Source organism: Candidatus Nitrosocosmicus oleophilus, assembly GCF_000802205.1.
In the GTDB taxonomy this organism is placed as follows: Archaea; Thermoproteota; Nitrososphaeria; order Nitrososphaerales; family Nitrososphaeraceae; genus Nitrosocosmicus; species Nitrosocosmicus oleophilus.
This window is the reverse complement of record NZ_CP012850.1, coordinates 1,767,655-1,781,699: the sequence shown is the minus strand read 5'-3', so window position 1 is coordinate 1,781,699 and position 14,045 is coordinate 1,767,655. Positions and strand designations below refer to the sequence as shown.

The window sequence follows — 14,045 nt, the reverse complement described above, 5'->3', positions numbered from 1 at the left end:
CCTCATCATGCCTTGAGCAGACTGAGATGGTTAGACCTACCTACCTACCTAACTTAACCTTATTAGTTCTCATTAGTTCTCATTAGTAGCCATTAACAACTCTGCTTCCATCAGTTGCTGAATTAACTGAACTACCTCCTGTTCTACCTGTTGTCGTGGGAGACTTAATTTTTCTGAGAAATTGTCAGCTAATTGGTTTATGGTTTTATCTCCAGTACAATTTTCCCAAAACTCGATGATATTTTCATTTACCATGAATCCTTGGCCTTTTTCATTGACCAATGCTAATGATCCATCCTCCTGTTTAGTCACTTGGCCGGCCTTCATGGGCATATACTTTTCGTAGTCAATCTTAAATCTCAATGTTGGTTTGCCGAATCCGAGTTTATCCCTAACCGCTGGATTCATTTTTTCAATAGACCAGGGAGGATCCCACACTATTTGTACATTAATATCCCCAACACCCTCTATGGTATTAACATATTTTTTTACGTCACTCACTAAAGTATCGTGCAAGGGACACCCACGAGTAGTCATAGTCATTTTAATATCAATATTATTTTTTTCAGAAACATCCACATTATAAATCAAACCAAGATCTACTACATTAACTGGAATTTCTGGATCCATACATTTTCTTAATTCAGAAAAGACCCTGTCCTTAGTTATTTGCTCTGTATGCACTATTCAATGTGTAGTCAACCGCTTTTTAAATTTTTTTGATTGGTCCTTTAAGGTCAGACCTTATTATTTGTCGACTCAAACAGTGGCTTCAGGTTTGATTCAAATGGTGGATATATCACACCCTTCTCCGTGATTATCCCAGCAATCAGCTCTGGAGAGGTTACATCAAAAGCAGGATTAAAAATCCTTACCCCTGTTGGTGCTATTCTTTTTTCGCCTATTCTTACTACTTCATCGACGGAACGCTCTTCAATAACGATATCTTCTTCGTTATTATGCATATCAAAAGTTGACAATGGTGCGGCAACATAAAACGGGATATTATGAGCTTTTGCAAGTAAAGCCACCTGATAAGTACCTATCTTATTAAAAACATGGCCCGATTTTAGTATTCGATCAGCTCCCACCACCACTTTATCAATCATCTTATTTGCCATTAGATAACCAACCGCGGTATCTGGAATTAAACTAACGTCGATACCATCATGTACAAGCTCAAATGCAGTAAGTCTTGATCCTTGCATTACAGGCCGGGTCTCTGTTGCAATAACACTGATCTTTTTCCCTGACTCCATTACTGACCTTATTACACCTAGGGCTGTTCCATATGAAACAGTAGCCAATGCTCCAGCGTTACAATGAGTCATTACTACTTCCCCATCATTGATCAAATCTGAGCCAAATCTCCCCAACAGCTTGTTGGTTGTAACATCATCATGAGACATTTTGATTGCTTGAAGAATTACATGTTTCCTGATATCGTCCACTTCATCGTATTTCTTTGCTTCCTCAAATACTCTGTCTAATCCCCATTTTAGGTTAATCGCAGTGGGTCTGGTTTTGAGCAAAACATCGTAGGCAAGTTCTAACTCTTCCATCATCTTGACCTTATTACTGCAGGTGCTATTGTTAGCACATAGGGCCAGCCCCATAGCAGCAGCAACGCCAATAGCAGGTGCGCCCCGGATTGCCAACTTCTTTATTGCATCAGCGATGTCCAGATGGTTCTTACAGATTATGTACTCTAGCGATTCAGGTAATTTAGTTTGGTCAATCAATTTCACACCATCATTTTCCCAAGCGATTGTAGTAAGATATTTCCCGTCGTTAGGCTTAGCCATAATTGATAAATTACATTTCTATTCATTATTTATTTCTACCAGCATAAAAGATACAATAAATATTTTTATGACAATGCATTCTCTTAATCGCATGATCTTTAAAATATCACCCATACTGCAAAATCCAAGGCGGAAATTAATAGTTTCATCTCAGGAAATTAATTTGAACATCACAGATGATAGTAATAGGAGAGAAAATACAATATTTGTTTTGATGGTTAAAGAATCGAGCGGATCAGCTGGAGGCAGGGGGGGAGGATCCGGTATGCGTAAGATTGACAAGATTTTGGCATTCAAGATGATTGGAAAAATCGATGAACAAATTTATGAAACTCAAGATTCACAAGAGATTGAGGAATTTGATATCCCATACAGTGCAGTAGCAATGGATATAGTTTTGGAATCTGGCGTTCCCTCTGTGGTTCAAGGGGTAATTGATCCGGATATGGTCAATAGATACTTAGAAATTGTAAGAAAAGCAACCCGATCATAAAAAAAATCAAAATAGTCATCTAATGTGTTTAAAGTAAAAATGTTCCTGCTTACAATCTAGAGAACAAAATTCAGACTTGCAACTGAAATCATTTTTTTCATAATTACACTTTATTGGCTCAATATTATTAAATTCTTTATTGCAAAAAGTACAAAAGCTCTCCAATAAAGGTATGCCTAGTTTTGTGAATTTTGAATCACACTTTCGTTTCTCTTTGTACCATAGAATTTGGCAAGATGTTTTTTCAGAAAAAGTCATCACAGTATCAAAAGCTTCATAAAAGCCAGCAGCCATGAATTGCCTGTAATATGTTTTATTTTTTGAATATGATTTAAAAAATGCAATGACCCAGTATTCTTCAGGAGGTTCAACGTCTGATCCTTGGTCCATCACTCATAACATGTGCTTTAAGATTTAATACTCTGCCTATTATTGAATATCTCCAATGCCTTTACAAACCACATAAGCAGCTGCGTACTCTGGAAGACTATTTGTTCCAGTTTTTATGCTAAATTGCTTACCTTTCAACGATATTTTGACATTTAATTTAGATTCTATTTCAACGCTAGAATCTCCGATTAAGCATGCATCCGCAAATGGATTGAATGAATCCAAGTCTTTGCAAAAAGCTTTGATCAACCCACTCTTACTGTTAATGGAGCCGGCGAGTCTGAATATTCGATGAATGTCCATAGTGACATTAGGATCGATTTTTGCAGATAGGTCAAAAATATGAGTACTAATAATGTCACTTATATTGTTACTATTTACATCCTGCATGCGATGGTATTTCTTGACAAACTTATCATCAATCCTATGATTCTGAATGGGTAAATGCATGGATTCAAAAATTCTTTTCCTCCAGCCCTGGTTATATAGAATCTTATTTTGCATCGGAATAAGTACGCCTTCGGTGTTTTTTCTAATACCCAAATTCTCAATCATATAACCTTTGCACATCAAATATTGTGCAAAAGCGTTTCTTTTCTGAGCAGATGCACCATAAAAAATCTTATCGACAACGTGAATGTGATATCCGTTGTTACCCGAAAAGTATACAAATATATATTCTTTATCAATGCCAAAATCATCACAAAGTATCTCTGTTATCTTTTTGACTTCCCCGTTTAAAGATTTGATACACCTGGTGCACGGCATATCGATAATTTGCAATCGACTACTTTTGCAGCCTTCACATGTGGAGACGATGCCTTTAGAAATAAGGTTACAATCCTTACATAAAACTAAGTTATGACTTTGAGCACACTCTAAATGAAGATCCTTTCCATCAATATCAAATATAAGGTCAGACCCATTCCAACCTTTTTGATCGATTTCCGCCTTCGGATTTTGATACCTGGCAGAGGAAATAAAGATGTCGGAAGGAGAAAATTTTATAATATATGCGTACAACTCTTTCTTATCGTTAAAGGATAAATGTCTATGGATTTTTCCGTCAAAAAGTCTAAATCCAAATTCATGTTCATTTATCAACTCACCCACTTCAAGTTGTGAGTAATGATAAAAGTAATATCTCCTAAATATTTCTTCAAGCCAATTCTTGTTCTTATCGTCCGGCTCGGCATTTTGGTATTTGGGTTTATTCTTGTCCTTTTTGATGGAATCATTTGAATCAAAAGATAGCGCATCTGACATTCTAGATTTTCGATTTCTTTCTTACAAGCTGAATAGGATTGCTAATTCCATGACATACTTTTGTCTCATAGCATAAATTTTCTAGTTTGATCTTTTCACAAGAGGGAACATAATATTTTTTAGAACCACCTTTTTTTCCTGCAAGATGTTCCAATTGATATCTTGTAATTTTTTCATCGAAATCGGGTAATCGTTTGAAAAGTTCTAACATCTCCTCCAGAGTCTTATTGGAATAAATTAGAAATGTGCCCAAAAGCAATCTTGCAGGATGTGGCAAATTCTCACCTTTACGGATTTGATCATATATATGCTGAATGCAAGGAGGAGTAACCGCTTTATAAACAGTGGGATTGGGTAACGGGTGCATTTGTTCCCACTGAATTTTGATAGATTTTGAAATCGCCATTATGGTATCTGGGACCTTGTCAATATTCATCTTCTTGATCCTGTCAATTATTAGTAAATAAAGTTCATTTCTGAATAACCTTACTATTTCATTTCCGTCCAAATACACAAATCCATTGTGAATAGTTCTATTAACTAGATTCCATTCTTTCTCCTGGAATGCAATTGGGTGATCCAAATAATCAGATATTCGGATTTTGTAAAAGTTATAAACATTTTCTTCTAACAAGATTTTAGTATTAAATAAATCCTCAAAAATCTTGTAAAGTATCAGTTTGATAGTTTTGTCATCTCGGTTCGATGTATTCAAATCAGAAATAAGATACTTTTCAAATCTCATTGATTCCAATAAAGCAAATTTTTTAGTCACTGCGTCGATTGAAATAGATTTGACAAATAACAATGAGATAAGGAATAAGATAACCTCTTCCTGTACTATCGTTTCATGTGTTTTGCTGTAATTAATTTGATATTCATTCCTTCCAAAAAACAAATATTGCTCTATTTTTTTATTAGCCTTCTCTATGAGATGGAGATAATCTCTATTATTCAGATCCTCGAGTTTAAAATCATATTTAGTGATATACGAAAATGCTTCTTTTAAGAAAGGATATTTAGCCAGATCCTTATTACCAAATTTCACCACCAAATTGTACTTAGTGATATAACACATCAAAATTAAATAAAATTTTCTATGGATTAAACAATTAAATTTAGAACACGTTATCAAAAGATAGGTATATGGAAAAATTACAACTTTCAAACTCTTGCAAGAATTTAAAACACATAGAATGTGATGAATGCATGTGTAATTGTCATCTGCCCGGTACTATGGAAAATCTCGCAAGAAAGATATCAATGCTAGATAAAACAAATCCAGGATTCGGAGAGACTATTTAAAAATATATAGATTCTGACCGATGTGCCTAGGCTAAAATTGCTTGACAATCACAGGCTATAGTCAGGTCAGAAATTCAAAATTAAGTGAAGATCGATTCATCACTACTTGTGTCATTAGAGGTGGTTGAGCTCGCATTAGTGTCGGATGTTGACCAAAATTTGGGATACGTGTTTGGTTTCATAACGATCCTCTTTATTTGGAAGCAAATCCCCTTCTTTTTACTAAGAAATTCATCAAAGTCTAATACAGAAATACCCAGTCCAACGATTTCTCCTTTTAGTGAATAGATACCTACTAAATCGCCCTTTTTTAGATTTTGAGGAATAGACACTATGCCTGGAAGCGCTAACTGTGCGCCATGGCATAGAGCATCAATTGCAGTATCTCTAATAGTTATTGCTGGAATATGAGTCATAGCCATTTCAATTGGAAGTATTATTCTTCGAAGTTTCTCTTCATTGCCAGATTCTTTATGCAACTGAAATGCATCTACCAGATCATGTAGTCTAACAAAGTCGGTTTCATCTACAAAATTGCAAACCTTAGTCCTCCGTAACTCTATCATTGAGGCACCAACTTCAAGAACTTCTCCTATATCATATATCAGCTTACGAATGTATGTTCCAGACTCACATAATGTTCTTAACAATAACAATCGATCAAATTGATCTTCTAATTCCAATTCGTAAATAGTCCTAATACGCGTTTGACGTTTTACAGAAGATCTTTGGGGTGGCTTTTGATAGATAGGACCAGTAAATTCCTTCAATACTTGAACCAGTTTTTCACTGGAAACGTGGCTATGAAGTCTAGCCAGGGCAACATATTCCTTTGGCCCCATGAGTAGTACTGGAACTATTTTTGTTCCTTCATCTAAACCGATAGGTAGTAATCCGGTTGTCCCTGGATCCAAAGTACCGCTATGACCAGCTTTTTCCAATCCAAGTATTTTCTTAACGTATGAAACAATTTCGTGACTTGTAGTGCCTGGTGGTTTATCCAACAAAATCAGACCATAACTTAATAATTGTGCAATAGGTCTATTATTAGGATAGTATCCAAATTTCTCATCGGACGTCCCATCATTTATTTTTACTAGTTTATTTAATTGAGGGAGGTTAAATTCCATGAATTTTCGTTACCTTTAAATTCCATGCTATTCAAGATGAACTTATTACATTCTCTACTATGTTTTTTGAAATAATAATTAAAGATTCTAATGACAATATATCAGTATTCATGGCAAAGTCGAATACATCAAGCTTTTCCCCAAATTCGAACTGATAAAGTTTTTGGTAAATTAACTTATTTTCAACATCGCGTCGTTGTACTATTTTCTTGGCTATATTGATATCTATTTTGTCTCTCATTGACATCCGTTTTGATCTATTATCTACAGAACCCTGCAGCCAAAAATTTATTGTTGCGTCTGAGATCCATGGTAACGTATAACTAGTAATGACGACGTTTCCCTCTTTGACAAGCTCTATCAAACGATCATCCACCTCTCTGTCAAAGTTTGGATTATTGTTACGCTCATTCATAAATCTAGCTGCCTCTTCTGTATCCCACCAATCATGATTGAGTGATGATGAGTAGCCACGTTCATAGGCCATCATCTTTAATATGTCTCCACCGTTCCACAGTTTTAGATTAAAATCCTTTGCTAGATTTTCAGCAATCGTAGTCTTTCCTACGGCGGGCCATCCAGAAATTACAATACTCATCCTGCGATCCGCATGGTCTTCACCTTTCTTAATATCCTTAATTTGATTCGATCCCATTTTTAACACTAGAACTAGATTTTGGTCAATAGTGACCTATGTATATATAAAGCTATCAATGATTTTTCTTCTATCATTTGCCTAATATGACCTTACGAATATCATCAGTAGCCTTTTCAATCTCATCTGTATTATTTTGTATAATATAGAAAGGGCAACCGGATATTATCGAACTTGAAGATATCATACTCTCAGATAGTCTTAAATCATCGCTAATACGGTCAATGGAAATCAAGTCTCTCTGTCGGCTATTATCATCAGTCCTTCTTTTATGAATCTCTTCGGATTTTGCTGTGATTAGAATCAAGTGGGACGGATTTATTATGGTTAATAGTTTTAGCGGAATACCCGGATAATAGCCTTGTTCAGTCCTGATAAATAAGTGAGTGTCGATAATTACAACATCATTACCTAGCGAATTAATATAGTTCGCAGTCATTTCTTGTAAAGACCTTTGCTGTTCGATCGATAACTTCCTCAGCTGGTCGCGATTGTTTATCGATAAGAGTTTTGCTTGTTCGAACATAATCTTTCCAAATTCGGCGATTTTTGTGTCGATACCCTCTTGAGAGAGTAAATTAAATACATTTGTTATAACAGTAGATTTTCCTACACCTGGAATACCAACTATCATAACGCGTTTAGTCATATAATTCTATTTAGAAAATAAATCCTTTATTTTTAGCTTTATAATTGACAATACCAGTTTGAATAAAGTGCATTGTATTAAAATTTGAAAATAAATGGTATGATAATGATTTTGATTTGAAATCATTATCATGTGACTTGATTCTCTAAGTGCGTCCTAACAAGGAAGCCAATTTTGGCATATGAACATCGACTTGTTCTCTGACCAACAAGTTATAGTAGTTCACAAGTATATCTACCATCAGTAACAAACCTATTCCAGTTCCGAAAACGTTGAATAAATCTGATACCGAAGCCAATAACCCGATTATTACTCCTCCTATTATTGTCACAGACGGGATATATCTGTTCAGTAGGGATTCCACCGAACTTTCCGACCGTCTAAACCCAGGTACTTGGACATCCGCATCCAATAGGTTCTTTGCCGCTGCCTTCGCAGAGAGTCCACCTAGCTCTACCCAAAGCCGGCCAAAGATGGTAACAATAGTGGTCAAGAACAGTACATATACAACCGCTCTGACGGGATCCGCTACGACAGCCTCAAAGGATCTAGGTGCAGTTATGTAATAGAATAGACCTCCAGTCGGCTTCTGAGATTGTGCATCATATTGCGCTATGTAGTTGAAGGCAGGATTATCGTTGTTGGGATTGTAATTTACCCAGAGCATTTGCCCTATGAAAAGCGCGTTCGCCAACAGCGCAGACGCCAAAATCACAGGGATGTTTGACGTATAAAGCAGTTTGATTGGATACGTCGCTGTAAACCCACGGTACCGCGTCGACACTATTGGTATGTCCACATGTATACCCTGTACGTATACCAATAGCAGCAATATCCCCGCGGTCATCCCAAATCCAAAGAGACTGGGCATATTTGGAACAGGTGCAGGTGGTGACGAACGGAGTACAGCGTCTCCTATATTACCCTCCATTCCGCTTGTGATCATGAAGGGTATCAAGCCACTAGGCTCAGTGCCACCTGGTACCGGTAAGGGATTAAACATACTCCACATTATCCCTTGTGCCACCCCGGCCATGATGAATATACTGATCCCAGAGCCAAGTCCCCATCCCTTCTGAACCAGTTCATCCAAGTACATGACCACGATGGACGCGGCCATCAACTGCGCTATTAATACGGCCAGATGGTAGCCCGATGGAGTGGCACCGCCATATACACTTACACCATACAGTAGTGTTTCTGCAACGATTACAATTATTGTTACTATTTTTGTAGCAGATGTAAAAAGGGATCTATCATTGGGATCCTTGAAGTTTAGTTTTAAAATATCCGAACCTTTCAATAACTGCATTAACAATCCAGCAGTAACAATAGGACCAATACCAAGCTCCAACAAGGTTCTCTGTTGGGCAGCAAAGATTACTCTGGCAAATGCCAATGGATCGGCGGCAGGATCAACATTTACTCCAAATAATGGAACCTGCCCCATTACTAGGTATATAAGCATTGCAATACCCGTCCATATTAGTTTATTAGTTAGAGTAATTTTCTTTTTAGGTTTCTCAACTTGAGGGATAACAGGGGAGATTGTCTTTACGATTGTTCTAAATATACCATCATTCTGTACTGAGCTCATCTAAAATTAGCACCTCTCCTCCAGCTGCTGTGATTTTGTTTTTGGCAGAGTCTGAGATTCTTTTTACCCGAACTGTAAGGGCAGAGTTTATAGCTCCGCCACCTAAGATCTTGTCATACCCTAACTTTTCTAGATCAAGTATGACCTTACCATCTTCACTAGTTTCTGAATATTTTACCAATTCATTCAGGTCTCTAAGATTTATCCATTTTAAAGAATCACTTGGTCTTAATGCATGAAATTGCTCATGCCCAAAGTGATTTGGTTCCTCTTTAATTGTTCTTATGAAGAAGTGTTTGTGCTTTCCAGCGCCTCCAACGCCTCCTCTACTGCCCGAAGCTCTATGTTGACCAATTTGGCCCCATCCGCAGAAGCGACTTCCACGTTGTTTTCTACTTTTTCTTAGTCGAGTAGCCATCAGTTATCACCAATTTTCCCTTAGTGGATAAGCAACTTTGGGTGTAAATATTAAAGTTTGCAATTCTTTGCTATCAGACAAACAATTATTATTCATTATCTACATCATCCTCTTTACGATTTCTAACAAATCTTTATTCTCCCCCAATATTCCGTTTTGAGAGTGCAAAAGCTTTGATTTTTTCTTAAATCCGCCTCTAGGAGGATTCAACGCAAACCATGGTTTTATTCCATCTAATTTTGAAAGATATGTTTCATTCTTAGAGATATCAGAGACAACCTTATCAATGTCAGGATTGGATGTTTTTCCAGATTCCTCATGCCTTTGGTTGGATAACAGCTTAGATGATGATGCACGGCCTTTTTGTTCGATAAATTCTCTGATAAAGTTTTCCTCAACAGATGTCCAAGAAACTATTTCTTTTATTTTCCTGAGCATACCTAACGTTTGGTCATTTTCTGGAATCAGGGTTGCTCGAAATTTCTTGTTAAGATGTAAACCTTCAAGTGTTACATTTGCCCAATTGGGAATGTTAACAGTCCCTTTCATTCTAACTACTAAATACACCATTTCAATTCCTATCCTGTGATAAACGTACTTCTCAATGCACTAAAAATTGCTTTTGCGGTAGACGACATTGTGTTGGTAGATCCAAATGACCTACTCCAGCAGTCCTTTAATCCTGCTAATTTCAACAAGTTTCTGATATTCTCACCGGCCACTATACCTAATCCACGAGGGCCAGGGATCAATTCAATCGTTACACTGCCACCTCTACCCTGTACCTTAAATGGTACTGAATGAGCTTGGTGACATCGACATTCCCAACTTCCACATCCCAATTTTACTGGGATGACGTTTAGGTAAGAAGCATTGGTGGCCTTGTCGATAGCATTCCTCATTTGTGAGGCTTTACCTTTTCCAATTCCAAACCACCCAGACTCATTGCCTATTGCCACAAGAGCATTAAATCTAGTGAGTTCGCCTGCATCGGTTTGTTTTTGTACTATTTCAACACTTACTACTTGAGTCTTGATATCAGGTAAAAGGTGTTTCACAATCTCAGATTCTTGAATCCTCATACCATTTTCAAAAATTTGCTCCATGGAGTTTATTTTCCCATTGGCTACCATAATACCTAGTGCAGTTCTTGGCTTCCATTCTACTTCAGGTTCACTAGGTCTAGACATCCTACTCATTAATTACACCCGATCCATAAGGCATTAGCAATCTATTAATCATAATAACTTTCATTCTCAACACATCAGTACCTTATCAAAATCAATTATTTTTTTGTTTATTATTCTTTCGGTGAATACTTTCGTGGTCATAGTTTCACCTTAATTGAAATTTCCAGCAGAAATTCGTGTTTTCACTTCTTCAAAATGTTTTGGATATTCTTCTGGATTAATGTTCTTACTAAATAACCCAGAAAATTGTTTCTCATATTTATTTTTATCCTCCTTCAGAATGGTGGCATATTGAGATATGTGTGAACCATTTATTCGATTCTCATCAGGCAAAGTTTCTTCAGATAATGGAATATTGACCCCAGCAGCAGCAATGCCTTTAAGACAAGCTGCTATCTTGCTTGTGAATGATGCTTGACCGGTATATAAAATTGCAGAATCAATTTTTTTGGCAAGCATTTTTTTTCCAAGCATCAATCCGACCAGATAACAAGCTGATAAATTGTTGGTAGAGCCTTTCCACTCAAATTTAGTCAGTTCCTTACTACTGGAAAACGAGAGGACGATATCACCTTTTATTGCCGGTTTGATTAATTGACAGTGAATATTTTGATTACTTATTCTTACCGTTATGAAATTTCTTTTGCTAATTAACACAGCCTTTCTTTTTCTATAATTTGTTTTATTATTTCTTATTCTTTTAAGCGTTTTAATGTAAGACATTCATTACCTCTTCTCCTTTATACTAACAATCAAAAAAACTCTCTTAAATCTCTTATAAACGTTTTAAAACAGTAGACAAAATAAATAATGCTGACCAATTAAGTGATCACACCTATCATCAAACTTGAAATAAGATTCATTTTAAATCCGCCAATCAACCAAAATATTTGAATCATTTTGAGTTTGTTTTGAAGGATAGACTTTATACCAAGTCCAAAAGCCCTGGTACAATTTGGATTCCAACTCTAATCATCGTTAAACTTTCAGTCATGAAAAAAAGTATGATTATACAAAGCAGTGAACCTAAGTTTTCGCAAATGGTTACTTGAAGATCCTGTTAAAGTTTTGAAATGCTGATAACCCAATCGGAAGGAAAGTCCATTAGATCTTCACATGTCTGCATCATGGCAATTAGTTGAACATTAGTTAAATTGTCATCTTTCCTCGTATCGAAAATACGAAAGGTTTTAACAAATAATTTACCTGCTGTCAACATCAAAAACCTTACAAATGACTCAAAAAATTCTAAGGTTAAAATACATTTTGCATAGACATCATGAATGTATTTTTACTCTCTACCGGCCCTTGTTAGCGATTATACTTGCAAAAATGCCTCCCCCTATTCCGTTGTCTATATTTACAACAGAAAGACCAAATGAACAGGTCTGAAGCATAGACGCCAAAGCACCTGTACCATTATCCCCATAACCATATCCAACAGAACAAGGCACTCCTATTACCGGAACTGATACCAAAGAGGTTACTACAGCTGGAAGTGCCCCCTCCATTCCGGCAACTGCTACTATCACATCAATATCACTTGACATCATTTGCTTCAATGAATTGAGCAATCTGTGAATCCCAGCTATTCCCACATCATAAGCAAGATAAGACGTGCAACCCATTGCCAAAGTTGCCAAGCGTGCCTCTTCAGCAATCCCCACATCAGAAGTCCCAGCACAGATGATTCCCACTTTACCACCTCTACTTACAGGAAGAGAAGATATCGAGTCATAGATTAATAATGAAGTTCCATTGCGGCTTCTGTCTACTATAAGACCCTTTTTGCCATAATAATCTTCTAACTTGCCTACTACCAAAGGCTTAATTTTACTCACAAGGACATAGCCTTTCTTCTCGAGGATTCGATTAATAATGATCACTAATTCGCTAGATTTTTTGCTTGACGCCAGAATAATCTCTGGAATAGATTTTCTAAAATCGCGGTTAATATCAATTTGAGCTACATCATTCTCGATGTATTCAACAGAAAAAAGTGAAATAGATTTGATCACTTCATCAAGGCTTTTCTTGTTATTGTAATAGTCTAATAGAATATTTCTTAGATCCATAAACCATGCAAACAAGTTAAAGCGGCAGAAGAGAGATTGCCTCTTTTACATTTTTAACTCCGTTTGTGAATTCTTGGTGTTCAAATTCGTTAAGGGGCAATTCGATAATATTTTCTACTCCGTTTTTCCCAAGGACTGCAGGAACCCCTATACACACATCACTTACTCCATATTCACCATCAAGATATGTAGATAATGGAATAACAGTTCTTTTGTCTTTTACTATGGATTCAACCATAGTTGCCACCGCATTACCTGGTGCATATACTGTAGCACCTTTGTATTTGATGACTTCCGCAGCCACTTGTTTGGTTTTTTCATAGATTTCTTTTGATTGCCTTTCATCTATGAAATGACTTAAAGGTATTCCAGAAATCGAAGAAAATCTAATTAAAGGTAACATTCTTTCTCCATGTTCACTAATCACCATTGCTGAAATTGAAGTTCGGGACAAACGAGTATATTCATTGATGAAGCTAGAGAATCTTGACAAGTCCAGCATTCCTCCCATTCCCATTATATTATTCTTAGGAAATTTGGTAGTCTTTAGTGCAAGATATGTCATAGGATCCAAAGGATTGGTTACTATAATTAATTTGCATGTTTGACGATGTTGAGCTATTTTTGTTGAAACATCCTTAACAATAGAAGCATTCGTCTTTAGGAGATCCATTCTCGTCATTCCAGGTTTACGCCCGATCCCTGCAACTAAAATTACTATCTCCGAATCCCTCAAAATACTAAAGTCATTGGTGCCCTGGACAAAACTATCTATACCTTGTTCAGACAATTGATGATTGATATCCATTGCTTCCCCCTGTGGCAATCCCTCGATTATGTCAATCAGATTTATTTGAGGATCTAATTCTCTTATACCGCAATTTAAGGCGACTGAGGCCCCTACTCTACCAGAACCAATTATAGATATTGTCATACAAATGTGACATTATTTTTTTTATTTATAGTTTTAAATTCTTTCTAAAATTCAGATCTAATATTCATACGGATGTACTAACAGAGCATTACCCATTGACATTTGATCTGGACCTTAAAACCCATTATAGAGGAGCCA

General features: G+C 36.5%; 16 protein-coding genes. 1 reads left to right on the top strand and 15 read right to left on the bottom strand.

Annotated features, from left to right (window positions below; all coding sequences use genetic code 11):
* Window positions 1-72: 72 nt before the first annotated feature.
* Entirely contained in the window at window positions 73-684 is a 612-nt protein-coding gene (locus NMY3_RS08605; protein WP_231099966.1) for a PqqD family peptide modification chaperone, read from the bottom strand.
* 53 nt (window positions 685-737) lie between these two features.
* A complete protein-coding gene (gene mtnA, locus NMY3_RS08600) occupies window positions 738-1,805 on the bottom strand; it encodes an S-methyl-5-thioribose-1-phosphate isomerase (RefSeq protein ID WP_196815485.1) in 1,068 nt (355 codons plus the stop codon).
* Between the two features lie 163 nt (window positions 1,806-1,968).
* Between mtnA and NMY3_RS08595 the strand changes: the two genes are divergently transcribed.
* Window positions 1,969-2,298, top strand: a complete 330-nt coding sequence (locus NMY3_RS08595; protein WP_196815484.1) for a hypothetical protein — start codon at window positions 1,969-1,971, stop codon at window positions 2,296-2,298.
* Between the two features lie 15 nt (window positions 2,299-2,313).
* Here the strand turns inward: NMY3_RS08595 and NMY3_RS08590 are convergent, their stop codons facing one another.
* The 13 genes from NMY3_RS08590 to NMY3_RS08530 all read right to left on the bottom strand — a co-directional run bounded on the left by NMY3_RS08590 (window position 2,314) and on the right by NMY3_RS08530 (window position 13,907).
* Window positions 2,314-2,691 (bottom strand): hypothetical protein, encoded by a 378-nt coding sequence (locus tag NMY3_RS08590; RefSeq protein WP_231099965.1) that lies wholly within the window; start codon window positions 2,689-2,691, stop codon window positions 2,314-2,316.
* A 36-nt stretch (window positions 2,692-2,727) separates the two neighbouring features.
* Window positions 2,728-3,954, bottom strand: coding sequence for a DNA primase small subunit domain-containing protein (locus tag NMY3_RS08585; RefSeq protein ID WP_196815482.1), 1,227 nt, complete (start codon window positions 3,952-3,954; stop codon window positions 2,728-2,730).
* A gap of 1 nt (window position 3,955) precedes the next feature.
* On the bottom strand, window positions 3,956-5,005 hold the full coding sequence (locus tag NMY3_RS08580; protein WP_231100414.1) for a hypothetical protein: 1,050 nt from the start codon (window positions 5,003-5,005) through the stop codon (window positions 3,956-3,958).
* Between the two features lie 334 nt (window positions 5,006-5,339).
* Window positions 5,340-6,389 carry an RNA-guided pseudouridylation complex pseudouridine synthase subunit Cbf5 gene (locus NMY3_RS08575; RefSeq protein WP_196815480.1) on the bottom strand — a complete coding sequence of 350 codons (1,050 nt, stop codon included), beginning with the start codon at window positions 6,387-6,389 and terminating at the stop codon, window positions 5,340-5,342.
* 31 nt (window positions 6,390-6,420) lie between these two features.
* Window positions 6,421-7,044: an AAA family ATPase gene (locus NMY3_RS08570; RefSeq protein ID WP_196815479.1), complete on the bottom strand. Its 624-nt coding sequence runs from the start codon at window positions 7,042-7,044 to the stop codon at window positions 6,421-6,423.
* Between the two features lie 73 nt (window positions 7,045-7,117).
* A complete protein-coding gene (locus NMY3_RS08565) occupies window positions 7,118-7,693 on the bottom strand; it encodes an adenylate kinase (protein ID WP_196815478.1) in 576 nt (191 codons plus the stop codon).
* A 145-nt stretch (window positions 7,694-7,838) separates the two neighbouring features.
* Complete coding sequence (gene secY / locus NMY3_RS08560) at window positions 7,839-9,290, bottom strand: preprotein translocase subunit SecY (protein WP_196815477.1); 1,452 nt, start codon at window positions 9,288-9,290, stop codon at window positions 7,839-7,841.
* Entirely contained in the window at window positions 9,271-9,708 is a 438-nt protein-coding gene (locus NMY3_RS08555) for an uL15 family ribosomal protein (protein WP_196815476.1), read from the bottom strand. The genes secY and NMY3_RS08555 overlap by 20 nt, the downstream gene beginning before the upstream one ends.
* A 99-nt stretch (window positions 9,709-9,807) precedes the next feature.
* Window positions 9,808-10,278: an uL30 family ribosomal protein gene (locus NMY3_RS08550; protein WP_196815475.1), complete on the bottom strand. Its 471-nt coding sequence runs from the start codon at window positions 10,276-10,278 to the stop codon at window positions 9,808-9,810.
* A gap of 8 nt (window positions 10,279-10,286) precedes the next feature.
* The gene (locus tag NMY3_RS08545) at window positions 10,287-10,907 is read right to left on the bottom strand and encodes a 30S ribosomal protein S5 (RefSeq protein ID WP_425319342.1); all 621 of its coding nucleotides are present in this window, start codon (window positions 10,905-10,907) and stop codon (window positions 10,287-10,289) included.
* A 141-nt stretch (window positions 10,908-11,048) separates the two neighbouring features.
* Complete coding sequence (locus tag NMY3_RS08540; RefSeq protein WP_196815473.1) at window positions 11,049-11,621, bottom strand: 50S ribosomal protein L18; 573 nt, start codon at window positions 11,619-11,621, stop codon at window positions 11,049-11,051.
* 575 nt (window positions 11,622-12,196) lie between these two features.
* Window positions 12,197-12,973: a nickel pincer cofactor biosynthesis protein LarB gene (larB, locus tag NMY3_RS08535; protein ID WP_196815472.1), complete on the bottom strand. Its 777-nt coding sequence runs from the start codon at window positions 12,971-12,973 to the stop codon at window positions 12,197-12,199.
* Between the two features lie 16 nt (window positions 12,974-12,989).
* Window positions 12,990-13,907, bottom strand: a complete 918-nt coding sequence (locus NMY3_RS08530) for a malate dehydrogenase (protein WP_196815471.1) — start codon at window positions 13,905-13,907, stop codon at window positions 12,990-12,992.
* Window positions 13,908-14,045 lie beyond the last annotated feature (138 nt).

Coding starts and splice junctions, on each gene's coding strand:
- NMY3_RS08545 (WP_425319342.1), bottom strand. CDS start 10,907: ATGAGTAGGATGTCTAGACCTAGTGAACCTGAAGTAGAATGGAAGCCA.
- NMY3_RS08550 (WP_196815475.1), bottom strand. CDS start 10,278: ATGGTGTATTTAGTAGTTAGAATGAAAGGGACTGTTAACATTCCCAAT.
- NMY3_RS08530 (WP_196815471.1), bottom strand. CDS start 13,907: ATGACAATATCTATAATTGGTTCTGGTAGAGTAGGGGCCTCAGTCGCC.
- NMY3_RS08575 (WP_196815480.1), bottom strand. CDS start 6,389: ATGGAATTTAACCTCCCTCAATTAAATAAACTAGTAAAAATAAATGAT.
- NMY3_RS08565 (WP_196815478.1), bottom strand. CDS start 7,693: ATGACTAAACGCGTTATGATAGTTGGTATTCCAGGTGTAGGAAAATCT.
- NMY3_RS08555 (WP_196815476.1), bottom strand. CDS start 9,708: ATGGCTACTCGACTAAGAAAAAGTAGAAAACAACGTGGAAGTCGCTTC.
- secY (WP_196815477.1), bottom strand. CDS start 9,290: ATGAGCTCAGTACAGAATGATGGTATATTTAGAACAATCGTAAAGACA.
- NMY3_RS08585 (WP_196815482.1), bottom strand. CDS start 3,954: ATGTCAGATGCGCTATCTTTTGATTCAAATGATTCCATCAAAAAGGAC.
- NMY3_RS08570 (WP_196815479.1), bottom strand. CDS start 7,044: ATGGGATCGAATCAAATTAAGGATATTAAGAAAGGTGAAGACCATGCG.
- larB (WP_196815472.1), bottom strand. CDS start 12,973: ATGGATCTAAGAAATATTCTATTAGACTATTACAATAACAAGAAAAGC.
- mtnA (WP_196815485.1), bottom strand. CDS start 1,805: ATGGCTAAGCCTAACGACGGGAAATATCTTACTACAATCGCTTGGGAA.
- NMY3_RS08540 (WP_196815473.1), bottom strand. CDS start 11,621: ATGTCTTACATTAAAACGCTTAAAAGAATAAGAAATAATAAAACAAAT.